Raw genomic sequence first — 25,236 nt, 5'->3', positions numbered from 1 at the left:
GTCCCCGTTCCTCACGCCGGCCCGGGGCCGGCGCCACGCTGTTTGTAGAGGCTGATCGACACCGTCTTGTCCTCGTCCACGGCGGACGAGACCTTGCCCGCCAGAGCCGACAGCACGGTCCAGGCGAAGGTGTCCCGCGAGGGGGCGTGGCCGTCCGTGGTCGGCGCCGACACCGTGACTTCCAGCGAGTCGTCGACGAGCCGGAAGACACAGCTGAGCACCGAGCCCGGCACGGCCTGCTGAAGCAGGATCGCGCAGGCCTCGTCCACGGCGATGCGCAGGTCCTCGATCTCGTCCAGGGTGAAGTCCAAGCGGGCCGCCAGACCGGCCGTGGCCGTCCGCAGCACCGACAGGTAGGCACCCGCAGCCGGCAGCCGGACTTCCACGAAGTCCTGGTTCGCCGCGGGCTCGCCTGCGATCTGGGACACCCTCACCTCCATGGTGGTACAAGCTTTACGGGGCCGAGGGTCGCCCCCCGGGGTAACGCATACGTGGTTCAAGCGGTGACGCTATCGCGCTCCGAACGTTCCTGTCCCGGGACCCCAACCCCCTGGCGTCACTCACAGTAAAGCTGTGGATACGCTCCGTGTCTAGAGGGTTTGCGGGCCCAAAAGGGAAGAGCGCGCGCCGGGTTGACGTACCCAGACGTCAGACGCTCGAACCGTCGTGCGGCAGCCGCCGCATGCAGTGTCACACGAGAACGCGGTCGGACGGGAACACTCAGACGAGCACGTGGTCGACGAAGCACCACCGCCAGTCCTCGCCGGGCTCGAAGGTACGCATCACCGGGTGACCCGAGTTCGCGTGGTGCTCCGTCGCGTGCCGCCCCGGCGAGGAGTCGCAGCAACCGACGTGGCCACAGGTCAGGCACAGCCGCAGCTGTACCGGGTGCGTGCCGTCGCGCAGGCACTCGGGACAGGTCTCGCCGAGGGGCTCCGGTTCCGGGTGCGGCAGCGCGTCGGCGTGCGTGCACTGTTTCATGATTGCCAGATTACGACGGGTGTGCGGGTGGCCGCGCGGAACACGAGGGTGGGCGAGGACCATGGACGTGATGCCCCTGCTGTTGCTGGTGGCGGGCAGTGCCGCGGTGGCCGCCGCGGCCCGGCGCACCCCCGCGCCGGCGCCGCTGCTGCTGGTCGCGGTCGGTCTGGCGGTCTCGTACATCCCCGGAGTGCCGTCCTACACCCTCGATCCGCACATCGTCCTGCCGCTGCTGCTGCCCCCGCTGCTGTACACCTCCGCGAGCGACAGCTCCTACCTCGACCTGCGGGCGCAGCTGCGGCCGGTGGCGCTGCTCTCCGTGGGCTATGTGCTCTTCGCTACCGTCGTGGTCGGCTGGGCGGCCTATCTGCTGGTCCCCGGGCTGTCGCTGCCCGCGGCACTGGTGCTGGGCGCGGTGGTGGCCCCGCCGGACGCGGTGGCCGCCACCGCGGTCGCGCGCCGGGTCGGCCTGCCCTCCCGGATCACCACCATCCTCCAGGGCGAGTCCCTGCTGAACGACGCCACGGCGATCACCGCCTACAAAGTGGCCCTCGGCGCCGCCGTCGGCGAGGGGGCCACCTGGGCCGGGGGTATCGGCGAGTTCGCGCTCGCCGCGGTCGGCGGTGTCGGCATCGGCCTCGTCCTCATGGCGCCCCTGCACTGGCTGCGCACGCACCTGACCGAGCCCCTGCTGCAGAACACGCTCTCGCTGCTGATCCCGTTCGTCGCCTACGGAGTCGCCGAGCAGGCGCGCGCCTCCGGGGTGCTCGCGGTCGTGGTCGTCGCCCTCTACCTCGGCCACCGCGCGTGGGAGGTCGACTTCGCCACCCGGCTCCAGGAGGAGGCGGTGTGGAAGATGGTCGCCTTCGTCCTGGAGTCCGCGGTGTTCGCCCTGATCGGCCTCCAGCTGCCGATCGTCCTCAAGCGGCTCGGCGAGTACGAGGGCGGCTCCGCCGTCTGGTACGCGGTCGCCGTCTTCGTGGTCGTCGTGGTGGCCCGGTTCGTCTGGGTCTACCCCGCCACCTTCCTGCCCAGACTGCTGTCGGCGCGCATCAGGCAGCGCGAGGACAACCCCACCTGGCGGGGCGCCATGGTCACCTCGTGGGCCGGGATGCGCGGAGTCGTCTCGCTGGCCATCGCCTTCGCCATCCCGTCGACCATGGCCGACGGCCCCCGCAACCTGATCCTCTTCCTGACCTTCACCACCGTCATCGGCACCCTCGTCGTCCAGGGCGTGACACTGCCGCCGCTGATCCGGCTGCTGAAATTCCCCGGCCGCGACCGGCAGGCCGAGACGCTCGCCGAGGCCAACGCCCAGGCACAGGCCTCGCGCGCCGCGGAGGCCCGGCTCGACGAGCTTCTCTCCGACGAGCGCAACGCCCTGCCGCCGCCGCTGGCCGACCGGTTGCGCAACGTCCTGGAGCGCCGCCGCAACGCCGTCTGGGAGCGGCTCGGCCAGGTCAACCCGGTCACCGGCGAGTCCGTGGACGACACCTACCGCCGGCTGTCCCGCGAGATGATCAGCGCCGAGCGCGAGGTCTTCGTCAAGCTGCGCGACCTGCGCTACATCGACGACGAGATGCTGCGCGCGCTGCTGCGACGCCTGGACCTGGAGGAGGCGGCGGCCTATCGGGAGGCCGGTTAGCGTCCCGGGGCGGCCGTCCCGGGCTCCGGGAACGGCCGCCCCGTGACGACGGCGGCGATCGTCGTCCCGCGCGCGAAGGCGCCCTCCTCCGCCAGAGCGGCGAGTCCGTACAGCAACTTGGCGACATAGAGACGTTCCACGGGCAGTCCGTGGCGCTGCTCGAAGTCCTGTGCGAATGCCTCCAGCTCCGGGGTCGTACGGGCGTAACCCCCGCAGTGGAAGCGGTCGTCCAGGGACCAGGTGCCGCTGCGGGCGCCGAAGGCACGTTCCTGCAGGGCCTGTACGTCGGCTTCCAGGAAGCCGCCCTTCAGGACCGGTATGCCGAGCGCGCGCTGCCCGGCCGCCAGCCCGGCGGCGAGGCCCGCGAGGGTGCCGCCGGTGCCGCAGGCGACCGCGACGACATCGGCGTGGCCGCGCAGCTCCGCGCCGAGGGTGCGGCAGCCCCGGACCGCCTCGGCGTTGCTGCCGCCTTCGGGTACGACGTACGCGTCCTCGGCACCGGCCGCGCGCAGGATCCGGGCCAGGGTCTCCGGCTCGGTCTTGCGGCGGTACGTCGATCTGTCGACGAAGTGCAGCCGCATGCCGTCGGCCGCGCACCGGGCCAGGGACGGGTTGAGGGGGCGGCCGGCCAGCTCCTGGCCGCGGACCACGCCCGTGGTCGGCAGGCCCAGCAGGCGGCCCGCGGCGGCGGTGGCGCGCAGGTGGTTGGAGTAGGCCCCGCCGAAGGTGACCAGAGGGCGGCCGGGGGCTGCCGCGAGGTTCGGCACGAGCTTGCGCCATTTGTTGCCGATGAGGTCGGGGTGGATGAGGTCGTCGCGCTTGAGCAGCAGCCGGAGCGCGTGGCGCTCGAACCGGTCGTCACGTATGTCGTGCAGAGGGGAGGGCAGGCGGGGGTCGAGCAGGTCCGGGCTGGTCACCGCTTCATTGTCGCCCTTAATCCTTCAGCCGTTCCCGCACCCGTTCCCTCAGCCACGCCATCGAGAAGCCCCGCGGATCCACCTTGCCCGGCTGCCACTCCAGGTGCCCGATGACCGACCGTTCCGTCCACCCGTGGTGCCGGCACAGCGCCGCGGCGGCCCGTTCGATCGCCTCCAGCTGCTCCGGCGGCCACGGATCCTCCCCGTCGCCGAGGTTCTCGCACTCGAAGCCGTAGAAGTGCCGGTTGCCGTCGGTGTTCGCCTCGTTGTCCGGCGGCAGCCCCTTCTCGGCGATCACCGCGCGCAGCACCTCGTCGTCACCGAGCCCGGCGTGGTTGGCGCGGCCGTAGCCGACCAGGTGGACCGTGCCGTCCTTGGTGATCACACCGTGGCACAGCGGTCCCGGCAGCTCATCGGAGCCGTCGCGGCACAGCTCCACCGTCCGCGCGCTGCCCCGGGTCACCGTGTGGTGGATCATCACGCCGTGCACCGGCCCCCAGGGGCCCTTGTGGTTGCGGTTGTGGTGCTGCCAGTCGCCGACCTCGGCGACCGCGACGCCCTCCGCCCTGAGCGCGTCCAGGAATTCGCTCGCCGACATGGGTGGGGCCATGCCCGACTCCTTCGTGCCGTGCCCGTCCGGCCGCCGATCGCGTCCGGATGTCCTGCCTGGTTCTACCGAAACCGGACGTCCCGGGACACATCGTTCGTACGGTGTGCGAGCCGATCCGGACAGCCTGCGGATGCCGTGGGCCGGGGCGAGGTCCCTCTCTGTGCCCGGTAATCCGATGATCCATTCCCGCTCTTTCGGGTTATGGCGCCATCACGGCCCGTGCTGGAACGCTCGAAGGCGAGACCGGTACCCGTGCGATCCGGCACCGGGCATACATGGGAGGCATTTCTTTATGTCGGTAGGCGAAGAGGTCCGCACGGAGCAGGGCAAGCCGCAGCAGTCCCTCGGGACGGCGGCAGCGCGGAACCTGGCCACCACCACCAAGTCCGTTCCGCAGATGCAGGAGATCAGCTCCCGCTGGCTGCTGCGCACGCTTCCCTGGGTGGACGTCCAGGGCGGCACCTACCGGGTGAACAGGCGGCTGACCTACGCCGTCGGCGACGGCCGGATCACCTTTGTGAAGACGGGGGACCAGGTGGAGGTCATCCCGAACGAACTGGGCGAGCTGCCGGCACTGCGGTCGTTCGAGGACGAGGACGTGCTGACGGAGCTGGCCCGGCGGTGCCGCCAGCGCGACTTCGCGGCCGGTGAGGTGATCGCCGACTTCGGCAACCGCACGGACGAGGTCTATCTGCTCGCCCACGGCCGGGTGGAGAAGGTCGGCACGGGTCCCTACGGCGACGACGCCGTGCTCGGGGTCCTCGCCGACGGCGCCTACTTCGGCGACCAGGCGCTGCTCGACCCGGAGGCGATCTGGGAGTACACCGTCCGCGCGGACACCCCGACCACCGTGCTGATCCTCAGCCGCCAGGACTTCGAGCAGGTCGCCGAGCGCGCCGACTCGCTGCGCGCCCACCTCGAACGGCTGCGCTCGATCCCGGAGCAGCGGACCAACAAGTACGGCGAGAAGGAGGTCGAGCTGGCGGCCGGCCACTCCGGCGAGCCCGACATCCCGCACACCTTCGTGGACTACGAGCCGCGGCCCCGCGAGTACGAACTCAGCATCGCCCAGACCGTGCTGCGCATCCACTCGCGCGTCGCCGACCTGTACAACCAGCCGATGAACCAGACCGAGCAGCAGCTGCGGCTCACGGTCGAGGCGCTGAAGGAACGCCAGGAGCACGAGCTGGTCAACAACCCGGAGTTCGGCCTGCTCAGCAACTGCGAGTACGACCAGCGGATCCAGCCGCACGACGGCGTGCCCAGCCCGGACGACCTGGACGAACTGCTCAGCCGCCGCCGCGGCACCAAGCTGCTCCTGGCCCACCCGCGGGCGATCGCCGCGATCGGGCGGGAGCTGAACAAGCGGGGACTGGTCCCGGAGACCATCGACATCTCCGGCAACCGCATCCCCACCTGGCGCGGGGTGCCGATCTACCCGTGCAACAAGATCCCGATCAGCGAGGCTCGTACGACCTCCATCATCGCGATGCGTACCGGCGAGGCCGACCAGGGTGTCATCGGCCTCAGGCAGTCCGGCATCCCGGACGAGATCGAGCCGAGCCTGTCGGTCCGGTTCATGGGCATCAACGAGCAGGCCATCATCAAGTACCTGGTGACGGCGTACTACTCGGCCGCTGTCCTGGTGCCCGACGCGCTCGGCGTGCTGGAGAACGTCGAGATCGGCCGGTGGAGGTGACGTCTCCGCGCGTCGCGGCCGTGTCCCCGCCCGCCGTCGCGGGTAGGCCCTCGGGGTGTGCGTCCGGCGGGGCCGGCGGCGCCGGCCTCCGCGGACCTGGCGAGGGGGAGGCATGGCCGAGTTCATGACGGAGACCGAAGAACGTCCCTCCGGCGTGCCGCGTCCCGGCACGGTGGCGGAGCCGCGGGAGAAGACCGGGGAAACCGGCGGCCCGCTCGACGCGCAGGAGGCGGCGGTACAGCTGGAGCGCACCCGGGCGCTGGTCGACCCGGAGCTGCGCGCGGCCGTGGAGTCGCTGCCCGGTGCCATGCGCCGGATCGGGCTGTACCACTTCGGCTGGCGGCACGCCGACGGCAGCCCGGCGGCGGGCCACACGGGCAAGGCGATCAGACCGGCGCTGGTGCTGGCGGCCGCCGCCGCGCTCGGCGGGCCGGAGGCCCGGACCGCGGCCGTGCGGGCGGCGGCGGCGGTCGAGCTGGTCCACAACTTCACGCTGGTGCACGACGACGTGATGGACCGGGACACCACCCGCCGGCACCGGCCGACGGTCTGGACGGTGTTCGGCGACGCCGACGCGATCCTCGCCGGGGACGCCCTCCAGGCGCTGGCCCTCCGGCTGCTCGCCGAGGACCCGCACCCGGCCTCCGTCCCGGCCGCGGCCCGGCTCGCGGCCTGTGTCATGGAACTGTGCGAGGGCCAGCACGCCGACACGGACCTGGAGCGGCGCGCACCGGAGGCGGTCACCCTGGAGGAGGTGCTCGTCATGGCGGAGGCGAAGACCGGCGCCCTGCTGGGCTGCGCCTGCGCGATCGGCGCGCTGTACGCGGGCGCGGGCGAGGAGGAGGTGGCCGCGCTGGACGGCTTCGGCCGGCAGGCCGGGCTCGCCTTCCAGCTGATCGACGACGTCATCGGCATATGGGGCGACCCACGGCACACCGGCAAGCCGGCCGGCGCGGATCTCGCCGCCCGCAAGAAGTCCCTGCCGGTGGTGGCGGCGCTGACCTCCGGCACCCCGGCAGCGGCCGAACTCGCCGCGCTGTACGGGAAGCCGTGCCTGGACCAGGAGGCGGCGGCCGGGGAGATCGCGCGTACGGCACTGGCGGTGGAGCGGGCCGGCGGCCGGGACTGGGCGCAGGCCGAGGCGGCCGACCGGATGGCCCGCGCCGTGCAGGAGCTGGCCCGCGCGGTTCCCGATCCCGAGGCGGCGGGCGGGCTGCTGGCGCTCGCCGAGTTCGTCACCCGGCGCACCAGCTGAGGGCGGCCCGTCCCGGCGGCCGAGAAGAACCCGGAGTTCCCGGCCCGTGCGGCTCCTGACCCCGCACGGGCCGCGGGGGCTCCGGCCGGGCGGCCCCGTACACCCCCGCGGTGTGCGGGGCCGCGTCCAGTTCGAACAGATGTCGAAAAACCCTTGCACCACGACAGTTGGAGTACTACAAATGAACCACTACATGCGAAGCGGTTCGCGGGGTGCCTGCCCCGGCCGCCCCCCGCCCCGCCGTCCCACGAAAAGAGACCCGCTTGCGCAAGCTCTCGTACCTCGTCGCCTGTTCGCTCGACGGATTCATCGGCGACGAGCACGGTGACGCCTCCGCGATGTTCCGCTACCTGGACGAGGAGTACACGGCCTTCCTCGCGGCGGAACTGCCCGAGACCCTGCCCACCCAGAGCCGCAAGGCGCTCGGTGTCGACCACCTGGAGAACAAGCGGTTCGACACGATCGTCCAGGGCCGGGCCAGCTACGAGCTGGCGCTGCGGGAGGGCGTCACCAGCCCCTACGGCCACCTGCGCGAGTACGTCGCCTCCCGCAGCCTGGGTGCCTCGCCCGATCCGAACGTCGAGATCGTCGCCGACGACCTGGTCGGCCGGGTCCGCGCCCTGAAGGCGGAGGACGGCGGGCTCGGCATCTACCTGTGCGGCGGCTCGCAGGTCGCCGGAGCGCTGCTCGACGAGATCGACGAACTCGTCATCAAGAGCTACCCCCTCGTCTACGGCACGGGCATGCCGATGTTCGGCACCGGCCTGGACCTCAAGGAGTTCGCCCTGGAGTCCGTGCGCGCCTTCGGCAACGGCGTGGTGGTGCGCACCTACGGCAGGAAGCGCTGAGGCCGCCGCCGACCTACCCTGAGGGCATGGACAGCGACGCACATGCCTGTCCCGTCTGCGGACAGCCCGTGGAAACGGTCGTCAAGCGGCACAAGACCCTGGGTGCCTGGGTGCCGGTCTGGGGCCCCGGCCCGTGCCGCAACGCCGACTGTGCGAGGTACGACGCGACCGACCGGCCCGCCGAACCCGGTCGGCCCGCCCACGACGACCGGTCCGCCGGTGCGCCGGCCCGCCCGGGCGGCAGCGGCCCGGAGAACCCGTCGGCGGCCGGCGCCGAGAACAGCGCCGTCTGAGCGCGGGCCGTCCCGTCACGGAGGCGGTTGGGGGGACGCCGTAGCGTGGGCGCATGCCGAAACTTCCGTACATCCTCCACATCACCGAGCGCTCCCTGTGGGAGGCGGCGCGCGAGCGCGGCGCCTATGAGATGTCCACCCGGGGCCGCACCCTCCAGGAGGAGGGCTTCATCCACTTCTCCACCCGTGACCAGCTCCCGGCCGTCGCCGGCTTCCTCTACGGCGGCTACGACGGCCCCGACGAGCTGGTCGTTCTGGTGGTGGACCCGGCCCTGGTCGGCGTGCCGGTGAAGTACGAGTCCGTCGAACCGGGCGGGGAGGAGTTCCCGCACGTGTACGGACCCGTGCCGGTCGAGGCCGTGGTGGACGTGGAGGCCTGGGGGTGACCCGGCAGTAAGACCCCTGCCGCGGGGCCTACCCGACGGGACGGGCGCCGCCGGCCGGCAGTCCGCCCGTCTCCGGGTCGCGGCCGGTCAGGCAGTACGTGCCGCCGGCCGGATCGCGCAGCACCGTCCAGTGGGCGCCCTCACGCACGACCACGGCGCCGAGCTTCTCGTGCCGTTCGCGGACGGCCGCGATGTCCGCGCAGGCAAGGTCGAGGTGAGCGGAGGCCGGGCGCTCCTCGTCGAGCCGCTGGAGCAGCAGCCGCACCGGGAAGCCCGCCGGCGGTCGCAGCACGGTGAACTCCGGCCGGGAGCCCGCCCGTTGCTCCCACCCGGTCAGCCCGGCCCAGAACGCGGACTCGGCGTCGTAGCGGGACGGCGGGGTGTCCAGGCACACCTGGTCCAGGCGGCTGCCGGACACCACCGGCGGCCGTACCGTCTCCCCCTGCCAGGGCACGGCACAGAACAACTGCCCGGCGGGAGAGCGCAGTACGGCCCAGTCGCCGTGGTCCGCCACCAGGCCGGCGCCGAGGCCCCGGGCGAGTGCGACCACCTCCCGTACGTCCTCGGCGCACAGGTCGATGTGGGCGCCGCCGTCGCCCTCGGTGACGCCCTGGAGCTTCACGCTCGGGTCCGTCCCCTCGGGCAGCAACGTCACGAACTCGCCGTCGTCGCCGCGGAAGGCGGACAGCCCGGTACCGGTGACGGCCGTCCAGAAGGCGCACGCCTCGGCGAGGCGCGCGGCGGGGCGGTCTGCGAAGGCGTAGGTCCAGCGGATCGTCATCCGGGGAGTGTAGGGGGGTGCGGGCGGCAAGTTCAGCCGGCGGGGCGTTCGATGAAGCGGAGCTGGTTGCCCGCCGGATCCCGGAAGGCGCAGTCGCGGACCCCGTACGGCTGGTCCATCGGCTCCTGGAGGACGTCGCCGCCGGACTCCCGCACCCGCTCGTACAGCGCGTCGCAGTCCGGCGTGGTGAAGATGACCCCGCGCAGCAGGCCCTTGGCCAGGAGTTCGTTGAGCGCCTGCTTGTCCGCGGGGGAGGCGTCCGGGCTCGCGTCCGGCGGCTCCAGGACGATCTCGACGTCCGGCTGGAGCGGGGAACCCAGGGTCACCCAGCGCATCCCCTCGAAGCCGACGTCGTTGCGGATCTCCAGACCGAGCACGTCGCGGTAGAAGGCGATGGCCTTGTCGTGGTCGTCCACGGCGAGGAAGCATTGCGCCAGTTTCACGTCCATGGACTCACCCTAGAACCGGCGGGCGCGCCGCGCCTCAGTACGGGCGCCGCCGCGGCCGGGTCAGCCGGCGGGCCACGCAGGGCGGGATCGCCGCGCTCTCCTCGTGGTCGCGGGCGCGGTAGGCGCTCGGCGTCTCGCCGACCAACTCGGTGAAGCGGGAGCTGAAGGAGCCGAGGGAGGTGCAGCCGACGGCGAGGCACACCTCGGTCACGCTCAGATCGCCCCGGCGCAGCAGCACCTTGGCCCGCTCGATGCGCCGGGTCATCAGGTAGCCGTACGGCGTCTCCCCGAACGCCTTGCGGAAGCTGCGCTGGAAGTGGCCCGGGGACATCAGGGCGTCACGGGCCAGCTCGGTCATGTCGAGCGGCTCCGCGTACTCCCGGTCCATGCGGTCGCGCACCCGCCGCAGCCGTCTCAGATCCTCCAGGGCGGTCACCCGCTCAGCTTCGCACAGCGCCACGGGCACTTGGCAGTGCGTGTCCTGGGGCCGATGCGGCAGCATCAGCACTCCGGGCGGCAATGCCGCGGAGCAGACCAGGAAGGCCCTCGGCATCGCCCTGGACTGGCTCGAACCGCGGCACACCGACGACACGGCACGGTTCTACCCCACGCACCGCAACGCCGGAGGCGTCCTGCCGGCCGCGCTGAACCGCCCCGACCTGGCGCCCGGGCACTTCTCCGGGCACCGCGTTCGTACGCCGGGCAGCACAGCACCGCCCGCAGCCACTGGTACGCGGCCGCCGGGCGAGAAGTTCAACCAGGACACGAGAGCGGCCCGCCCGGGTGTCCGGGCGGGCCGCTTCCGCACTCGAAACCAAGGGGCCTCGGGTCAGGCCTTCTTGGTCTCCCAGAAGATCTTGTCGATCTGGGCGATGTAGTCCAGCGCCTTCTGGCCCGTCGCCGGGTCGGTGGACGCCTTGGCGGCCGAGAGGGCCTTCAGGGTGTCGTTGACCAGCTGGTGCAGCTCCGGGTACTTCTCGAAGTGCGGGGCCTTGAAGTAGTCGCTCCAGAGCACGGAGACGTGGTGCTTGGCCAGCTCCGCGCGCTGCTCCTTGATGACGGTGGCGCGCGCCTGGAAGTGGGGGTCGTCGTTGGCGGCCATCTTCTCCTGGACGGCCTTCACCGACTCCGCCTCGATGCGGGCCTGGGCCGGGTCGTACACGCCGCAGGGCAGGTCGCAGTGGGCGCTGACCTTGACCTTGGGGGCAAACAGGCGGGAAAGCATGGAGCATTCCTTCCTCGTGATCGTCTTCTCAGGTGCGACATTACTCCCTGGGGAAGGCGATTTCTCGGGTGCCCCCTAGGGCTTAGGACAAAAGTCCAGGGTGAGACTGAGACTGGTGGAGGAACGGACCGGGGAGGTGCCGGGGATGCCGGAGCTGTCGCAGGACACCGAGCGGGGAAGGGCCGTGGCGCCCTTCGGGCTGGCCGAGGTGACCGGTCCGTCGATGGTGCCCACCCTGCACCACGGCGATCAGTTGCTGGTGCGGTACGGGGGTGTGGTCAGGCCCGGGGACGTCGTGGTCCTGCGTCATCCGTTCCAGCAGGACCTGCTGGTGGTCAAGCGGGCCGTGGAGCGGCGCGAGGGCGGCTGGTGGGTGCTGGGGGACAACCCGTACGCCGGCGGGGACAGCACGGACTACGGGGTCGTGCCCGAGGAGCTGATCCTTGGGAAGGCGTGGTTCCGGTTCAGGCCGGTCAAGGCCGGTCAGCGCTCGCCGCTCGCGCTGGTGCGCTGGGCGCTCTCGGCGGCGAGGCCGCTGTTGCCGGACCGGTCGGCCTCCAGGCGTTTGCGGGCCCGGTAGGCGGCCACGTTGGCGCGGGTCGCGCAGCGGTCCGAGCAGTAGCGCCGGGAGCGGTTGGTGGAGGTGTCCAGGTAGACGTTGCGGCACGGGGGTGCCTGGCACAGGCCGAGGCGGTCCACGCCGTACTCGGTGAGGTGGAAGGCCAGGCCCATCGCCGCGATCGCCGCGTAGCCGGCGGTGGCGTTGGACGGGTGGTCGGCCAGGTGCATGTGCCACAGCGGGCGGCCGTCCTCGTCGCGGTGGTCGTGCCCGGAGATCTGCGGGCTGACCGGGAACTCCAGCAGGAGCGAGTTCAGCAGGTCCACGGCGAGGGTCTCGTCGCCCTTGTCGGCGGCCTCGAAAACCCCGCGCAGCCGCGCCCGGACCGAGCGGAACCGCGTGACGTCGGCGTCGGTGGCGCGCCGGGCCGCCGACGCGTTGTCGCCGAACAGGTCGCGGACGGCCTCGACCGTGGTCAGGATGTCCTTGCCCCGGGCCGGCTCCTCGCTGTTGACGAGACGGACGGCGTAATCCGAGTAATAGGCCAGTTCCACTTGTAGTCCTTACGGAGGCGCATTATCGTCGTGTCTGCGGTCGGGTAACAGCCGGTCGTGCTTCCAGGGTATTACGCGAACCGAGGGGAGTCGTTGTTCCATGACCACAACCGCCGGAACCGACTGGGCAGCGTGGCAGGAGAGCTGGGACCGGCAGCAGGAGTGGTACATGCCGGACCGCGAGGAACGCTTCCGGATCATGCTCGACATGGTCGAGGCGCTCGTGGGCACCACCCCGCGCGTGCTCGACCTCGCCTGCGGCACCGGGAGCATCACCGCCCGGCTGCTGCGCCGCTTCCCCGAGGCCACCAGCACGGGCGTCGACCTCGACCCGGCGCTGCTCGCCATCGCGGACGGCACCTTCGCGGGCGACGACCGCGTCACCCTCGTCACCGCCGACCTCACGGACCCCGACTGGCCGGCGAAGCTGCCGTACGACTCCTACGACGCCGTCCTGACCGCCACGGCCCTCCACTGGCTGCACAGCGAACCCCTCGCGGCCCTCTACGGTCAGGTCGCGGGGCTGGTCCGCGACGGCGGTGTCTTCATGAACGCGGACCACATGATCGACGACACCACGCCCCGGATCAACGCGGCCGAACGCGCCCAGCGCCGCGCCCGCATGGATCAGGCCAAGCGGGACGGCGCCCTGGACTGGGCCGAGTGGTGGCAGCTGGCGGCCCAGGACCCGGTCCTCGCCGAGCCGACCGCCCGCCGCTTCGAGATCTACGGCGAACACGCGGACGGGGACACGCCGCCGGCCGCCTGGCACGCGCGCGTGCTGCGCGAGAAGGGGTTCGCCGAGGCCAGGCCGGTGTGGTGCTCGCCCTCCGACACGCTGCTGCTCGCCCTCAAGTAGGGGCGCGGAGGCGAGACGGACGGCCTCGTCCGGACGGCGCGTGACACGGCGAAGGGCGGTACGGGGAGCCGTACCGCCCTTCGCCGTGCGGAGCGTCAGAGGACCTTCGACAGGAAGGACTGCGTCCGTTCGTGCTGCGGGTTCGTCAGGACGTCCCGCGGGTGGCCGGATTCCACCACCACACCGTCGTCCATGAACACCAGGCTGTCGCCCACCTCGCGGGCGAAGCCCATCTCGTGCGTGACGACGACCATGGTCATACCGGACTCGGCGAGGTCCCGCATGACGTCCAGGACGTCACCGACCAGCTCCGGGTCCAGGGCCGAGGTCGGCTCGTCGAACAGCATCAGCTTCGGCTCCATCGCAAGGGCCCGGGCGATCGCCACGCGCTGCTGCTGGCCACCGGAGAGCTGGGAGGGGTAGTGCCCGGCCCGGTCGGCCAGGCCCACCCGCTCCAGCAGCTGCAGGGCCCGCTCTCGGGCCTGCGCCCGGCTCACGCCCTTGACCTGCACCGGCGCCTCCATGACGTTCTCCAGGGACGTCATGTGCGGGAACAGGTTGAAGCGCTGGAAGACCATGCCGATGTCGCGGCGCTTCATGGCGACCTCGCGGTCGCGCAGCTCGTACAGCTTCTCGCCCTGCTGGCGGTAGCCGACCAGCTCGCCGTCGACGTACAGCCGCCCGGCGTTGATCTTCTCCAGGTGGTTGATGCACCGCAGGAAGGTCGACTTGCCGGAGCCGGAGGGGCCGATGAGGCAGAACACCTCGCCCGGCTTCACCTCCAGGTCGATGCCCTTGAGCACCTCGACGTGGCCGAAGGACTTGTGGACGCCCTCCGCCTTGACCATCGGGACGGTGGTCTGGGGCGCGCTGTCCTGCGTCTTGCTCAGCTTGTCGGTCATGCCGTGACCTTCCTGCTCGACAGGGTCGTCAGGTGGGCCCTGACCTTCTGCCAGGGGGTCGGCGGGAGGCTGCGGCTGGAGCCGCGGGCGTAGTACCGCTCGATGTAGTACTGGCCCACGCTCAGCACGGAGGTCATGATCAGGTACCAGGCCGCGGCGAGGAAGTACATCTCCACCGGGGCGCCGGAGTTCTGGCCGATGTCCTGGGCGTAACGGAACAGCTCGGGATACTGGACGGCCGCCACGAGCGAGGTCGTCTTCAGCATGTTGATCACTTCGTTGCCCGTCGGCGGCACGATCACGCGCATCGCCTGCGGGATGACCACCCGGCGCAGCGTCTTGCCGTGGCTCATGCCGAGCGCGTGGGCCGCCTCGGTCTGGCCCTCGTCCACCGCGAGCAGACCGGCCCGGCAGATCTCGGCCATGTACGCCGCCTCGTTCAGACCCAGGCCGAGCAACGCCGTCAGCAGCGGCGTCATGAAGTTCGACCAGTAGTCCTTGTAGAACGGCATCAGGTTGATGTACTCGAAGACCAGGCCCAGGTTGAACCAGAGGAACAGCTGGACCAGGACCGGGGTGCCGCGGAAGAACCAGATGTAGAACCAGGCGATCGACGAGGTCACCGGGTTCTTCGACAGCCGCATCACCGCCAGGACGATGCCGCCGACGATGCCGATCACCATCGAGAGCACGGTCAGCAGCAGGGTCTTGCCGACACCGGTCAGGATCCGGTCGTCGAAGAAGTAGTCCGGTACCGCGTGCCAGTTGATCCTGCCCTGGCCGAACGCGTAGACGATCGCAAAGAGGAGAGCGATCGCGATGACGGCGGAGACGTAGCGTCCGTAGTGCCGGACCGGGATGGCCTTGATGGCCTCCGCGCCGGCCGGGGGCGTGTCCTGGTGCCCCGCCGTCTTGTCGATGTCAGTCACGGGTATTGCCTCTCAGTGGCCGCTCGATTGCCGCGGGTCACTTGCCGCCGTTGATCACGGACTCCTTGACGGCGCCGTCCTGGGCGCCCCACTTCTCGAGGATCTTCTTGTACTCGCCGTTCTCGATGATCGCGTTCATCGCGGCCTGCAGGGCGTCGCGCAGCTGGGTCTCCTTCTTGGAGACCGCGATGCCGTACGGGGCCGCCTCGACCTGGTCGCCGACGACCTCGAAGTCCTTGCCGCCGCCGGAGGTCTTCACCGCGTACGCGGCGACCGGGAAGTCGGCGGACACGGCGTCCGCGCCGCCCGACCGCAGGCGGGTCTGGGCCTGCTGGTTGTCGTCGAAGGCCTCGATGGCGAGCTTCTTGCCGGCCGGACACTTCTTGGCCTGCTGCTTGGCCAGGTCCTCGGAGGTGGTGCCGCGCTGGACGGCGAGCTTCTTGCCGCACAGGTCGTCCCAGGTGGTGATGCCCTTGGTGTCGCCCTTGCGGGTGTAGATCGAGACACCGGCGGTCAGGTAGTCGACGAAGTCGACGCCCTCGCCGACCTTCTTGCCGGTGTCCGGGTCGACGCCCTCCTGACGGTTCTTGTTGTCCGTCATCGCCGACATCGCGATGTCGTAGCGGTCCGAGCGCAGACCGGTGAGCAGGGCGTCGAAGGTGCCGTTCTGGAAGTCGAACGTCACGCCGAGCTGCTTGCCCAGGGCCGCCGCCAGGTCGGGGTCGAGACCCACGACCTTGCCGGCGGAGTCCTTGTACTCGACCGGGGCGTACGCGATGTCGGAGCCGACCCTGATCTTGCCCTTGCTCCGGATCTCCTGCGGGAGCTTGTCGGCGAGCGGTGCGTTGCTGGTGGACGCGCTGCCGGAGTTCTGGTTCGTGTCCTTCGTCTGGTCACCGCAGCCGGTGAGCAGCAGGGCCCCTGCGACCGCGATCGCACCGGCCGCGGCCAGACGGGAGCGCGCTGCGGTCGTACGACGGGTGGAGCTTGCGGTCATCGTGGTTCCTCCGGCGGATGGGAAGAGTTGCCGATGGGTCGACGGAAACACACACCTTCGGGTGTCGCGACCTCGTGGGTTTACGGCATCTTGCCATTCGGACTACGCCATTCAGGGGCGTCGCTATGTCAAAATCGGATAACGGGTGACCCCCGAACCACATCAGGTCGGTACATCCCCGGTGCGCCACCGCCGAACATCTGCGGGAATCCAGCGCTCCGGCCGGAAAATCTTCGGCATGTCTCAGGATGTGGTCACCCCTTCGCCGGGCCCCACGGCCGCCTTGGGCGCATTCGCGCCCTTGCGGCCCGTCGGCCGCGCGTCATCCGCGGGTCGCCTGCCCCTTCCGGAATGTGACCTTGCACCTAATGGACTCGTCGCGGGTGCTGTCCGTCCGGTATGAAGGTTCTTTACACCCCTCATCCGGGGCTCAGGGCGCGTGTGCGGCGCGCCCGTCGCGTATGTGCTCGTACGTATCCGCAATCGAGCCGTACGCGGTGCCCGCCCACCCCTCACCAGGAGTGGTCGACCCTCAAACCATGCATACCTAAGGGGTAAAACAAAGTGGCAGCGGAGATCGTCAATCCTCGCAGCGACAGCAGTACGGACCAGGACGGCGGGGCCGAGCCCCTCGATTCCTTCGATCCGGCGTTCGCGCTGCACCGCGGCGGCAAGATGGCCGTGCAGGCCACCGTGCCGGTCCGTGACAAGGACGACCTTTCCCTCGCGTACACGCCCGGCGTCGCTCGCGTGTGCACCGCGATCGCTCAGCAGCCGGAGCTGGTCAACGACTACACATGGAAGTCCAACGTGGTCGCCGTCGTCACCGACGGCACGGCCGTGCTCGGACTCGGGGACATCGGTCCCCAGGCCTCCCTCCCCGTGATGGAGGGCAAGGCCATCCTGTTCAAGCAGTTCGGCGGCGTCGACGCGGTGCCGATCGCGCTCGACTGCACCGAGGTGGACGACATCGTCGAGACCGTCGTCCGGCTCGCTCCCTCCTTCGGCGGAGTGAACCTCGAGGACATCTCGGCGCCCCGGTGCTTCGAGGTCGAGCGCCGGCTCCAGGAGCGCCTGGACATCCCGGTCTTCCACGACGACCAGCACGGTACGGCCGTCGTGACGCTCGCGGCGCTCAGGAACGCGGCGCGGCTGAGCGGGCGCGAGATCGGGCAGCTGCGGGCCGTCATCTCGGGTGCCGGCGCGGCCGGTGTCGCCATCGCCAAGATGCTGGTCGAGGCCGGCATCGGGGACGTGGCCGTGGCGGACCGCAAGGGCGTCGTGTCGGCCGACCGGGAGGACCTGACGTCGGTCAAGCGCGAGCTGGCCGGATTCACCAACAAGGCCGGTCTCACCGGCTCGCTGGAGGCCGCCCTCGCGGGCGCGGACGTCTTCATCGGCGTCTCCGGCGGTACGGTCGCCGAGGAGGCCGTGGCCTCCATGGCCGAGGGTGCCTTCGTGTTCGCGATGGCCAACCCGAACCCCGAGGTGCACCCGGACGTCGCGCACAAGTACGCGGCGGTCGTCGCCACCGGGCGCTCGGACTTCCCCAACCAGATCAACAACGTGCTGGCCTTCCCCGGGATCTTCGCGGGCGCCCTCCAGGTGCGGGCCACGCGGATCACCGAGGGGATGAAGATCGCCGCGGCCGAGGCACTGGCCTCGGTGGTCGGTGACGACCTCGCCGCCGACTACGTGATCCCCTCGCCGTTCGACGAGCGCGTCGCTCCCGCGGTCACCGCCGCGGTCGCCGCCGCCGCTCGGGCCGAGGGTGTCGCCCGTCGCTGACGTTGCGCCGAATGGCCCCGTCCGTCAGGGCGGGGCCATTCCCTTTTACCTGCCCGCCCGCCCGTTCGGGGGATGCGGAGGGCGCCGGCGTACTGCTGCGCCGCAAGGGTGCCGTTGCGCAAGAGGGCATGTGTCACAGGGGGCCCTGGTTCCGTCGGCTGCACCGCGCACCTATCGTCGGCAGCATGTTCGCTGCCTACGCCGCCCGAATCGACCGCGACCAGCCGCTCAGCGGCCTCGAGTTGGGGGAGCGTCCGGCTCCCGAGGCCCGTCCCGGCTGGAGCACCATCACTGTGCGGGCCGCTTCCCTCAACCACCACGACCTCTGGTCCCTGCGGGGCGTCGGCCTTCCGGAGGACCGGCTGCCGATGATCCTCGGCTGCGACGCCGCCGGTGTCGACGCGGACGGCAACGAGGTCGTCCTGCACTCCGTCATCGGCCAGACCGGCCACGGCGTCGGCCCCGACGAGCCGCGCTCCATCCTGACCGAGCGCTACCAGGGCACCTTCGCCGAACAGGTCGCCGTGCCGACCTGGAACATCCTGCCCAAGCCGAAGGAGCTGTCCTTCGCCGAGGCCGCCTGTCTGCCGACCGCGTGGCTGACGGCGTACCGGATGCTGTTCACCAACGCCGGGGTACGGCCCGGTGACTCGGTCCTCGTGCAGGGCGCGGGCGGCGGTGTCGCCACGGCCGCGATCGTCCTCGGCAAGGCGGCCGGGCTGCGGGTCTTCGCCACCAGCCGGGACGAGGCCAAGCGCAAGCGGGCCCTGGAGCTCGGCGCGGTGGAGGCCGTGGAGCCGGGGGCGCGGCTGCCGCAGCGGGTGGACGCCGTCATCGAGACCGTGGGCGCGGCCACCTGGTCCCACTCGGTGAAGTCCCTGCGGCCCGGGGGCACGCTCGTCATCTCCGGGGCCACCAGCGGGGACCGGCCCTCGCACGCCGAGCTGACCCGGATCTTCTTCCTGGAGCTGAAGGTCGTCGGCTCCACCATGGGCACCAAGGACGAGCTGGAGGATCTGCTCGCCTTCTGCGCCGCGACGGGGGTACGGCCCGTCATCGACGAGGAGCTGCCGCTGGACCGGGCCCGCGAGGGCTTCGAGCGGCTCGCGTCCGGGGAGCAGTTCGGGAAGATCGTGCTGACCAACTCCTGAGGCCTCGGCTGGAAGGTGCGCTGAGAGGCGGGTCCGGGTGCCGGGCCCGCCTTTTGCGCGGCCTTCTTGTCAACTTGGGTTGACTGATGAGGAGTGTCAACCTACATTGACAGCATGAGTGAGGCAACCGATCTCGCCGAGCGCGCCGGTGACCGGGATCCCCGGATCGGACTGCGGGCCGTGGCCGCGCTGCGCCGGCTGCTGGAGCAACTGGAGGCGGTACAGGTGCGCAGTGCGCGCAATCAGGGCTGGTCGTGGCAGGAGATCGCCGCGGAGCTCGGTGTCAGCAGGCAGGCCGTGCACAAGAAGTACGGGAGGCGTTGATGTTCGAGCGGTTGACGAAGGACGCCCGGGCGGTGGTCGAGGGGGCGTACGCCTACGCGGAGGAGGGCGGGTCGGAGTCGGTGGACGCCGAGCATCTGCTGCTCGCGCTTCTCGACCGGGAGGGCAGCCGGGGGTCGTTGGCCCTGTCCGCCCTCGGGCTCGCGCAGCCGCACGAACGCGAGGCGGTACGGCGGGCCCTGCGTGAGGCGCGGCGGCGGGCCGGGCTGACCCGGGCCGAGGCGGATGCGCTGGCGGGGCTGGGGATCGATGTGTCGGAGATCGTGGCGCGGGTGGAGGAGGTGCACGGCGTCGGGGCGATGTCCGGTGACCGGAGGGGTGCGCGGTCGCGGGGCCGGGTCCGGCGCCGGCCGGGGTTCGGCCGGGGGGCGAAGGGGGTGCTGGAGCGGGCGTTGCGGGTTGCTCTCGCCCGGCGGGACCGGTGTGTCGGGGATGAGCATCTGCTGCTGGCGCTCACCGTGTTGCCGGGAGTGGCGGGCGAGGTGCTCGCCGACAGCGGTGTGACGTTCGCGGGGGTGACGAGGGTCTGCCCACCGGCCCGCACCGATCCCTCCGTAGGTTCGGCTGGTTCGCCCACCCGCCCACCCGACTCGGTCGGCTGAGGCCTGCCCCCCGGGGGCTCCGCCCCGGCCCCCGAGGCGCTCGGGGGCGACGCGCCGGAGGGCTCGGTTTGCCGGCCGGTGGTTCGGGGTCAGTGGGTGTGGAGGATTGCTGCGATGCGGGCCGCTGCCGTGGCGAGGTGGTCGCGGGCCTCGTGGAGTTGGCTGGGGGTGACTCCGTGGTCGCGGGCCGCGTCGCGGATGTCGTCGCGGAAGCGGTCCAGGAGGCGGTCCAGGTCGCGGGCCGGGTCGCCGGTGGTGTCCTCGTGGGCCCAGGAGGGCTCGTACTCGACGGGGAAGTCCTCCGGCGGGGCGGTGTAGTGCGGCTTCGGGGAGGGCGTGGACCCGGTGGAGCGGGGGAAGACCCAGTCCCTGCCGACGTCCTTGCCGAAGTCGCCGAACTCCTTGGCCAGTTCCGTCAGGCCCTCGCGGACGCCCGTCGGCCAGTCACCGCGCGTGAAGTGGTCCTGGACGCGGTCCTGGACGCGGCGCGCGATGCGCTGGATCTCCTCCTGTGCCTGGGCCCGCGCCCGCGCCTGCGCCTCCTGGGCCTGGCGGCGGGCCCGCTCGGCCTCCTCGCGGGCCCGGCGGCTCTCGTCCTTGGCGCGCCGTGCCTGCTCCTTCCACTCCTGCTTGACCCGGCGCATCTCCTCCTTGGCGGCCTTCCAGGCCTCCTTGTCGCTCGGCTCGCCGTACTCCCCGTAGGGGTTCTCGCCCCCGGGCGTCTTCGCGCCCCGGCGGGCCTCCGAGGCGGCGGCGCGCATCTCGCGGCGCAGGTCGCCGGCCGCGCCGCGCACGTCGGCCCTCATCTCGGCGGCCAGCTCCGCGACCGACTCGCGGATCTCCAGCTCCAGGTCGGCCAGCTCGCCGCTGCGGTCGGCCAGTTCGGCCCGGCCGGCGTCCGTGATCGCGTACACCTTGCGGCCGCCCTCGGTGGAGTGCCGGACCAGGCCCTCCGCCTCCAGCTTGGCCAGGCGGGGGTAGACCGTGCCCGCCGAGGGGGCGTAAAGGCCCTGGAAGCGTTCCTCGAGGAGCCTGATCACCTCGTAGCCGTGGCGCGGGGCCTCGTCGAGCAGCTTGAGCAGGTACAGGCGGAGGCGCCCGTGGGCGAAGACGGGAGGCATGTCAGAGCACCTTCTTGTCGGTCGTGCCGTCGGCCGGGGCGCCGCTGGTACCGGGGGCCTCGGTGGCGGTGGCGTCCTGGCCGGAGACGGAATTGTCTCCGGTCTCCGGGGGCTCCGTCTCCCAGGGGGTGTTCTCCTCGTCGTCCCGGGGCGGGCGGCGCAGCAGGGCGATCGAGCCGGAGACCGTGGTGGCGCGCAGCTTGCCGGTGCCCGCGCCGAGGCGGCCGGTGATCTTGTGTGCGCCCCACTGGCCGTGCACCCGCAGTCCGTCGAAGGCGTTGGAGACCGTGCCGCTCGCGGTGTTCGCCTCCACCTCGGCGTCCGCCGGGTGCGGCAGGCGGATGGCGATCTCGCCCGAGACGCTGGTCAGGCCGATGTCCGTGGGGCCGTCCGGGTCCAGGTCGACGATCATGGAGCCACTGACGGATTCGGCCCGCACGGAGGTTCCGGAGCCCTCGACCACGGTGAGGTCGCCCGAGACCGAGTGGAAGCGGAGGTCGCCGGTGACCGCCTGGGCCTCCAGGTTGCCCGAGACGGTGTCCGCGCGGACCGGTCCCGAGACGCCGACCAGGGTGGTGTCGCCCGTGACGCCCTTGATCACGGCGGGGCCCCGGATGCCGGAGACGACCGCGGCGGCGCCGACCACGCCGACCTCCACGCGGGTGTCGGCGGGGACGGCGAGGGAGACGACCGCGCTGCGGCGCCGGCCCTTGCGGTCGAGCCACTTGAGGAAGCCTTTCCAGGGCAGGTCGTCGTAGGCCACGGTGAGGGTGGTGCCGGTCTGGGTGACCACCAGGGGTGGGCCTTCGAGTTCCGAGACCTCCAGGCGGGGGGTGGGGTCGTCCGTGCCCACCACGTTCACCGTGCCGTTGACGATGCGGACCTCGAGGTCGCGGACGGGGCTGTCGAACGTCAGCTTCCGGGGTTCGGTGACGGACCACTCCGACATGGGGCCTCCTTGGCCGGGCACGGTTACGACGCGCCATATCGCGTCCTCCTGTGAACACGATATATCGCGGTTCGGGGAAGTCAAGGGACTCTTCGGGGTGGGCGCGCGGGCGCTGCTCCTGGTGCGCGGGCGCGGGTGGGGTGCGCGCGGGGGCGGGTTGCGCTGACCCGCGCCGGCGGGCTGCCCCCGCGCCCACGGCGCTTACGCTGGTGGTTGTTGTTGGTTGCCGGATGTTTGCTCAGGAGACGTGGCCCTATGTACTTCACCGACCGCGGTATCGAGGAGTTGGAGAAGCGGCGTGGCGAGGAAGAGGTCACCTTCGAGTGGCTCGCGGAGCAGTTGCGGACGTTCGTGGACTTGAACCCGGACTTCGAGGTGCCCGTGGAGCGGCTGGCCACCTGGCTCGCGCGGCTCGACGACGAGGACGACGAGTGAGGGCGGGCGGAGCGCGGGGGCGGTCGTCGGCCGTATCTCCCGGCTGATCTTCGCTACCCCTCTCTTTCCCTCCCTTCCCTGCCTTTCCTCTCCCTCTCTCCCTGCCCGGGAGTTAGCCTTCTCCTCCCATCGGCGAACGGGGGCGTCATGGCTGGAGGAGTCGAACGCGTACGACTGGACGACGGAACCGTCGTCTGGGCCAGGATCGGTGCCGCCGACGAGGAGGCGCTGGACGGGGGCGGCTACTGGGACACCGGGCTCGGTGACCGGGTCCTCGACATGGCGGGGGGACTGGCCGGCACGGTCGGGGGCGTCGTGCGCTCCCTGCGCGCCGGTCTGGACACACCGGCCCCCGTCGAGGTCTCGGTCAGCTTCGGAATCGAACTGACGGCGCAGTCCGGCAAGATCGTGAGCGCCATCGCCGAGGGCGGCGGCACGTCCTCGCTCACCGTCTCCCTGACCTGGACCGAACCCGCCGCGGCGGCGGACGGCGCGGATCCCGCGGCGCCGGGCGGCGGATTCGTACCGCCGCAGTCCCCGGCCCCCGGCGTCGTATGAGCGCCTTCGACGAGATGGTGCGCCCCTCCCTCGCGCGCATCGGCGCACCGGGTGACGGGTATGCAACGGACCGTGACTCGTACTGGGGGTCGGGGTTCTTCATCGCCCCGGGTTGGCTGTTGACCTGCGCCCACGTCGTGGGGAAGGGGGGAGCCGCGGTGTGCCGAGGGAACAGCGCCCTGAGCGTGACCTGGCAGGAGCGCACCGCCGCAGGCGCCTGGGAGCCGCGCAGCGGCACCGGCACGGCCGTCGTCGTCGCGCCCCGGCCCGAGGGTGCGGAACCGGCGCGTGACCCCTGGCCCTTCCCCGACCTCGCGCTCGTCCGGGTGGCCGGCGCCGACGACGTGCGCTGCCTGTGGCTCGGTGACCGGGAGGCGGGCCCGCGCACCCCGCTCGGGCTCTACGGCTGGTCGGTGCAGACCGGCGAGCTGGGCATCCGGCACGGCACCGGCGAACTCGCCGGGTCCGACGCGCGCGCCCTGCTGCTCGCCGGGAGCCTGCCCATCGGCGGACTGTCCGGCGGCCCGGTGCTCGATCTGCGGCACGGCTCCGTCATCGGCGTGATCAAGGGGCGCCGGCGCGAGGAGGGCGTGGCCGTACCGGTCACCGCGCTGTACGAGCTGCTGGACGTGCGCGAGGCGGCACGCACGGTGCAAGAGGTGCTGCGCGCGCACGACCTGCATCACGCGCGCCTTCTCGACACCCCCTCGCCGTACCCGGACTGGACCGCCTTCCAGGCCGCCCTGCCCGGTCACGGGCCCGCCGCCTCCGGGATCACCGCCGAGCTGCGTACCCGGCTCCACGGCCATCTCGCCCACCTGCCGCCGCCGGCCGGGGCCGGCGAGGTCGTCCACCTCGTGGAGGACGTGAAGGCGCAGGTGCGCGGCGAACGCCTGCCCTCGCTCGTGCTGCGGAACGTCCGCACCTGGCGCGAGGGCGCCGCCCTGCTGCACGGCCTGCGCACGCTGGACCCGGGCGGCGGCGGCACGCTGGTCGACCTGGACGCCGTACTGCTCTACGCGGCCCGGGTGGCGCGCAGGGCCCGGGAGCGGGCCGGGGAGGTGGACGAGGCGCGGCTGCGGGAGTTCACCGCGTGGATAGCCGGGCAGGCCGCCGGCCACCGGCACTGGGCCGTCGGCGAGGCCATCCGTGCGCTGCTGGAGGGTGCCGAGGGGGTCGACGGTCCGGCCGATCCGCCCGGTGGTCCCGGTGGCGTGTCCCACGGCGTGCCGGTCGCCAACGGGGCGGTCGTCACCGCCTCGCAGATCCCTTCGACGGAGGGCGGCGTGGGGGAAGCGCCGCCCGTCGCCGGCCCCCTCGCGCACGTCGGTACGCCGCTCCCGGCAGAGGTCGTACCCGCGCCCGCCGATCCCGTAGAAGCCCTCACCCTGACCGTCCCCGAGCCGACCCCTCGGACCCTGCCCGTCGGCATGCCCTCCTCCGGCACCCGCACCGACGTCCTCGTCAGGGTCGGCCCGGCCGCGTACGGCCGGCATCCCTGGAGCGTGCAGCTGATCTACGACGGGCGGGACGTCACCCCGGTCGACGGCGACGACCGGGGCGTGCCCGCCGAGGAGCTGGCACAGGTGCTGCGGGAGCCGCTGGCGCAGGCGCTCAGCCAGGGGGACCACGGGGAGCAGCTCGCCGCGATCGAGGTCTTCCTCCCCCGCAAGCTGTTCGATCTCCCGGTCGACGACTGGCAGTTGCTGCCCGGCCCGGCCGGCACCGAGGCCGGCGGCGACGACGAGGACGACGACTTCGTGGACGCGCGGGCCCTTCCCCTCGGGATGCGGCGGACCGTCGTCATCCGGGAGGTCCGGCGCAACGGCCTGCCGCCCGCACCGGAGTGGCGCCGGCGCTGGAAGGGCGTCCTGCGCGGCCCGCTGGCGCACGCGACGCTGCACGGCCGGCCCGCCGCCGAGGGGCATCCGCCGGGGGCCGTGGCCGGGGGCAAGTACCCGTACTACGGCGCCCTGTCGGCGATGGGCGACGCGTCCGTGCCCGTCTACTGCGGTCCCGTCGGCAGCGGCGAGGGCTACGCGGCGATGCGGGACGCGCTGCGCTCCGGGCATTCCGTGGTGCTGTGGCGCCGCGACCGGCATGATCATGACGAGTGCGGGGACTTCCATCGGCAGGCCGCGGCGGTGCTGGGGTTCGCCGGACACGCGGACGGGCTGCACGGCCCGGTCCGCGACCTGCGCATCCGCCTGGCCGACCCGGACACCGCCCGGGCGCAGGGCCTGCGCGGCAAGATCGCCGTGCTGTTCGACCCGCCGGACCGGTCGCCGTACGGGACGGAGAGCATGCGGCCGCCGCCGCTGGCCGCGCCCGGCGGCTGACCCCGCCGGCGCTCCCGCCGCTCCCGGTGGACGCTCCGTCAACTCTGTTAAGTCGTACGGGT

29 protein-coding genes are annotated in these 25,236 nt (G+C 71.9%); 15 read left to right on the top strand and 14 right to left on the bottom strand.

Annotated elements, in window-relative coordinates:
- Positions 1-11: 11 nt before the first annotated feature.
- A complete protein-coding gene (locus tag ACIP4Y_RS29010; RefSeq protein ID WP_009190566.1) occupies positions 12-428 on the bottom strand; it encodes an anti-sigma regulatory factor in 417 nt (138 codons plus the stop codon).
- 292 nt (positions 429-720) lie between these two features.
- Complete coding sequence (locus ACIP4Y_RS29005) at positions 721-981, bottom strand: UBP-type zinc finger domain-containing protein (protein WP_358644009.1); 261 nt, start codon at positions 979-981, stop codon at positions 721-723.
- 61 nt (positions 982-1,042) lie between these two features.
- On the opposite strand from ACIP4Y_RS29005, the gene ACIP4Y_RS29000 reads away from it, so the two are divergent.
- Positions 1,043-2,626: a Na+/H+ antiporter gene (locus ACIP4Y_RS29000; protein WP_401398696.1), complete on the top strand. Its 1,584-nt coding sequence runs from the start codon at positions 1,043-1,045 to the stop codon at positions 2,624-2,626.
- Here the strand turns inward: ACIP4Y_RS29000 and ACIP4Y_RS28995 are convergent.
- Together ACIP4Y_RS28995 and ACIP4Y_RS28990 are read right to left on the bottom strand one after the other, a co-directional pair.
- Complete coding sequence (locus ACIP4Y_RS28995) at positions 2,623-3,543, bottom strand: 1-aminocyclopropane-1-carboxylate deaminase/D-cysteine desulfhydrase (protein WP_401398695.1); 921 nt, start codon at positions 3,541-3,543, stop codon at positions 2,623-2,625. The two genes, ACIP4Y_RS29000 and ACIP4Y_RS28995, sit on opposite strands and share 4 nt — an antisense overlap.
- Positions 3,544-3,559: 16 nt before the next feature.
- Positions 3,560-4,153 (bottom strand): N-acetylmuramoyl-L-alanine amidase, encoded by a 594-nt coding sequence (locus ACIP4Y_RS28990; protein WP_401398694.1) that lies wholly within the window; start codon positions 4,151-4,153, stop codon positions 3,560-3,562.
- A gap of 292 nt (positions 4,154-4,445) precedes the next feature.
- Here ACIP4Y_RS28990 and ACIP4Y_RS28985 point away from each other — a divergent pair, with 292 nt between their 5' ends.
- The 5 genes from ACIP4Y_RS28985 (at position 4,446) to ACIP4Y_RS28965 (ending at position 8,634) form a co-directional block, all read left to right on the top strand.
- On the top strand, positions 4,446-5,852 hold the full coding sequence (locus ACIP4Y_RS28985; RefSeq protein ID WP_401398693.1) for a family 2B encapsulin nanocompartment shell protein: 1,407 nt from the start codon (positions 4,446-4,448) through the stop codon (positions 5,850-5,852).
- A 124-nt stretch (positions 5,853-5,976) separates the two neighbouring features.
- Positions 5,977-7,107 (top strand): family 2 encapsulin nanocompartment cargo protein polyprenyl transferase, encoded by a 1,131-nt coding sequence (locus ACIP4Y_RS28980; RefSeq protein ID WP_401398692.1) that lies wholly within the window; start codon positions 5,977-5,979, stop codon positions 7,105-7,107.
- A 263-nt stretch (positions 7,108-7,370) separates the two neighbouring features.
- Positions 7,371-7,955, top strand: a complete 585-nt coding sequence (locus ACIP4Y_RS28975; protein WP_401398691.1) for a dihydrofolate reductase family protein — start codon at positions 7,371-7,373, stop codon at positions 7,953-7,955.
- A 26-nt stretch (positions 7,956-7,981) separates the two neighbouring features.
- On the top strand, positions 7,982-8,248 hold the full coding sequence (locus ACIP4Y_RS28970; protein ID WP_401398690.1) for a hypothetical protein: 267 nt from the start codon (positions 7,982-7,984) through the stop codon (positions 8,246-8,248).
- A gap of 53 nt (positions 8,249-8,301) precedes the next feature.
- On the top strand, positions 8,302-8,634 hold the full coding sequence (locus ACIP4Y_RS28965; protein ID WP_401398689.1) for a DUF952 domain-containing protein: 333 nt from the start codon (positions 8,302-8,304) through the stop codon (positions 8,632-8,634).
- A 28-nt stretch (positions 8,635-8,662) separates the two neighbouring features.
- On the opposite strand, the gene ACIP4Y_RS28960 is transcribed toward ACIP4Y_RS28965, so the two are convergent.
- The 4 genes from ACIP4Y_RS28960 to sodN form a co-directional block, all read right to left on the bottom strand.
- The gene (locus ACIP4Y_RS28960; protein ID WP_401398688.1) at positions 8,663-9,415 is read right to left on the bottom strand and encodes a VOC family protein; all 753 of its coding nucleotides are present in this window, start codon (positions 9,413-9,415) and stop codon (positions 8,663-8,665) included.
- A gap of 32 nt (positions 9,416-9,447) precedes the next feature.
- Positions 9,448-9,864, bottom strand: coding sequence for a VOC family protein (locus tag ACIP4Y_RS28955; protein ID WP_358643988.1), 417 nt, complete (start codon positions 9,862-9,864; stop codon positions 9,448-9,450).
- 34 nt (positions 9,865-9,898) lie between these two features.
- Entirely contained in the window at positions 9,899-10,300 is a 402-nt protein-coding gene (locus ACIP4Y_RS28950; protein ID WP_358643986.1) for a helix-turn-helix transcriptional regulator, read from the bottom strand.
- A gap of 393 nt (positions 10,301-10,693) precedes the next feature.
- A complete protein-coding gene (sodN, locus tag ACIP4Y_RS28945; protein ID WP_100828187.1) occupies positions 10,694-11,089 on the bottom strand; it encodes a superoxide dismutase, Ni in 396 nt (131 codons plus the stop codon).
- A 145-nt stretch (positions 11,090-11,234) separates the two neighbouring features.
- On the opposite strand from sodN, the gene sodX reads away from it, so the two are divergent.
- Complete coding sequence (gene sodX, locus ACIP4Y_RS28940) at positions 11,235-11,669, top strand: nickel-type superoxide dismutase maturation protease (RefSeq protein WP_358644068.1); 435 nt, start codon at positions 11,235-11,237, stop codon at positions 11,667-11,669.
- On the opposite strand, the gene ACIP4Y_RS28935 is transcribed toward sodX, so the two are convergent.
- On the bottom strand, positions 11,573-12,202 hold the full coding sequence (locus ACIP4Y_RS28935; protein ID WP_401398687.1) for a CGNR zinc finger domain-containing protein: 630 nt from the start codon (positions 12,200-12,202) through the stop codon (positions 11,573-11,575). The two genes, sodX and ACIP4Y_RS28935, sit on opposite strands and share 97 nt — an antisense overlap.
- A 100-nt stretch (positions 12,203-12,302) precedes the next feature.
- On the opposite strand from ACIP4Y_RS28935, the gene ACIP4Y_RS28930 reads away from it, so the two are divergent.
- The gene (locus tag ACIP4Y_RS28930) at positions 12,303-13,061 is read left to right on the top strand and encodes a class I SAM-dependent methyltransferase (protein WP_401398686.1); all 759 of its coding nucleotides are present in this window, start codon (positions 12,303-12,305) and stop codon (positions 13,059-13,061) included.
- A 95-nt stretch (positions 13,062-13,156) separates the two neighbouring features.
- On the opposite strand, the gene ACIP4Y_RS28925 is transcribed toward ACIP4Y_RS28930, so the two are convergent.
- Genes ACIP4Y_RS28925 through ACIP4Y_RS28915 form a run of 3 tightly spaced genes read right to left on the bottom strand, consistent with a single transcriptional unit; the run spans position 13,157 to position 15,889 of the window.
- On the bottom strand, positions 13,157-13,909 hold the full coding sequence (locus tag ACIP4Y_RS28925) for an amino acid ABC transporter ATP-binding protein (RefSeq protein WP_358644066.1): 753 nt from the start codon (positions 13,907-13,909) through the stop codon (positions 13,157-13,159).
- A gap of 50 nt (positions 13,910-13,959) precedes the next feature.
- The gene (locus ACIP4Y_RS28920) at positions 13,960-14,892 is read right to left on the bottom strand and encodes an amino acid ABC transporter permease (protein ID WP_358643976.1); all 933 of its coding nucleotides are present in this window, start codon (positions 14,890-14,892) and stop codon (positions 13,960-13,962) included.
- 37 nt (positions 14,893-14,929) lie between these two features.
- A complete protein-coding gene (locus tag ACIP4Y_RS28915) occupies positions 14,930-15,889 on the bottom strand; it encodes an ABC transporter substrate-binding protein (RefSeq protein ID WP_401398685.1) in 960 nt (319 codons plus the stop codon).
- A 564-nt stretch (positions 15,890-16,453) separates the two neighbouring features.
- Here ACIP4Y_RS28915 and ACIP4Y_RS28910 point away from each other — a divergent pair.
- The 4 genes from ACIP4Y_RS28910 to ACIP4Y_RS28895 all read left to right on the top strand — a co-directional run bounded on the left by ACIP4Y_RS28910 (position 16,454) and on the right by ACIP4Y_RS28895 (position 19,772).
- Positions 16,454-17,677 (top strand): NADP-dependent malic enzyme, encoded by a 1,224-nt coding sequence (locus tag ACIP4Y_RS28910; protein ID WP_401398684.1) that lies wholly within the window; start codon positions 16,454-16,456, stop codon positions 17,675-17,677.
- Positions 17,678-17,862: 185 nt separating this feature from the next.
- Positions 17,863-18,828: a zinc-binding dehydrogenase gene (locus tag ACIP4Y_RS28905; RefSeq protein ID WP_358643970.1), complete on the top strand. Its 966-nt coding sequence runs from the start codon at positions 17,863-17,865 to the stop codon at positions 18,826-18,828.
- 114 nt (positions 18,829-18,942) lie between these two features.
- Complete coding sequence (locus tag ACIP4Y_RS28900; protein ID WP_361477002.1) at positions 18,943-19,152, top strand: helix-turn-helix domain-containing protein; 210 nt, start codon at positions 18,943-18,945, stop codon at positions 19,150-19,152.
- A complete protein-coding gene (locus ACIP4Y_RS28895) occupies positions 19,152-19,772 on the top strand; it encodes a Clp protease N-terminal domain-containing protein (RefSeq protein WP_401398683.1) in 621 nt (206 codons plus the stop codon). The genes ACIP4Y_RS28900 and ACIP4Y_RS28895 overlap by 1 nt, the downstream gene beginning before the upstream one ends.
- Positions 19,773-19,861: 89 nt before the next feature.
- Here ACIP4Y_RS28895 and ACIP4Y_RS28890 read toward each other — a convergent pair whose 3' ends face one another.
- Positions 19,862-20,893 carry a PadR family transcriptional regulator gene (locus ACIP4Y_RS28890; RefSeq protein ID WP_401398682.1) on the bottom strand — a complete coding sequence of 344 codons (1,032 nt, stop codon included), beginning with the start codon at positions 20,891-20,893 and terminating at the stop codon, positions 19,862-19,864.
- Position 20,894: 1 nt separating this feature from the next.
- Positions 20,895-21,842 (bottom strand): DUF4097 family beta strand repeat-containing protein, encoded by a 948-nt coding sequence (locus tag ACIP4Y_RS28885; protein WP_401398681.1) that lies wholly within the window; start codon positions 21,840-21,842, stop codon positions 20,895-20,897.
- Between the two features lie 255 nt (positions 21,843-22,097).
- Between ACIP4Y_RS28885 and ACIP4Y_RS28880 the strand changes: the two genes are divergently transcribed.
- The 3 genes from ACIP4Y_RS28880 (at position 22,098) to ACIP4Y_RS28870 (ending at position 25,174) form a co-directional block, all read left to right on the top strand.
- On the top strand, positions 22,098-22,277 hold the full coding sequence (locus ACIP4Y_RS28880; protein ID WP_003992906.1) for a DUF6104 family protein: 180 nt from the start codon (positions 22,098-22,100) through the stop codon (positions 22,275-22,277).
- Positions 22,278-22,424: 147 nt separating this feature from the next.
- On the top strand, positions 22,425-22,835 hold the full coding sequence (locus ACIP4Y_RS28875; RefSeq protein ID WP_401398680.1) for a CU044_2847 family protein: 411 nt from the start codon (positions 22,425-22,427) through the stop codon (positions 22,833-22,835).
- Positions 22,832-25,174 (top strand): trypsin-like peptidase domain-containing protein, encoded by a 2,343-nt coding sequence (locus tag ACIP4Y_RS28870; RefSeq protein WP_401398679.1) that lies wholly within the window; start codon positions 22,832-22,834, stop codon positions 25,172-25,174. Before ACIP4Y_RS28875 ends, ACIP4Y_RS28870 begins: the two co-directional genes overlap by 4 nt.
- The last annotated feature ends 62 nt before the right edge of the window (positions 25,175-25,236 follow it).

It is taken from the genome of Streptomyces sp. NPDC088810 (assembly GCF_044750305.1).
GTDB lineage: Bacteria > Actinomycetota > Actinomycetes > Streptomycetales > Streptomycetaceae > Streptomyces.
This window is presented reverse-complemented; position numbering and strand designations above follow the sequence as displayed.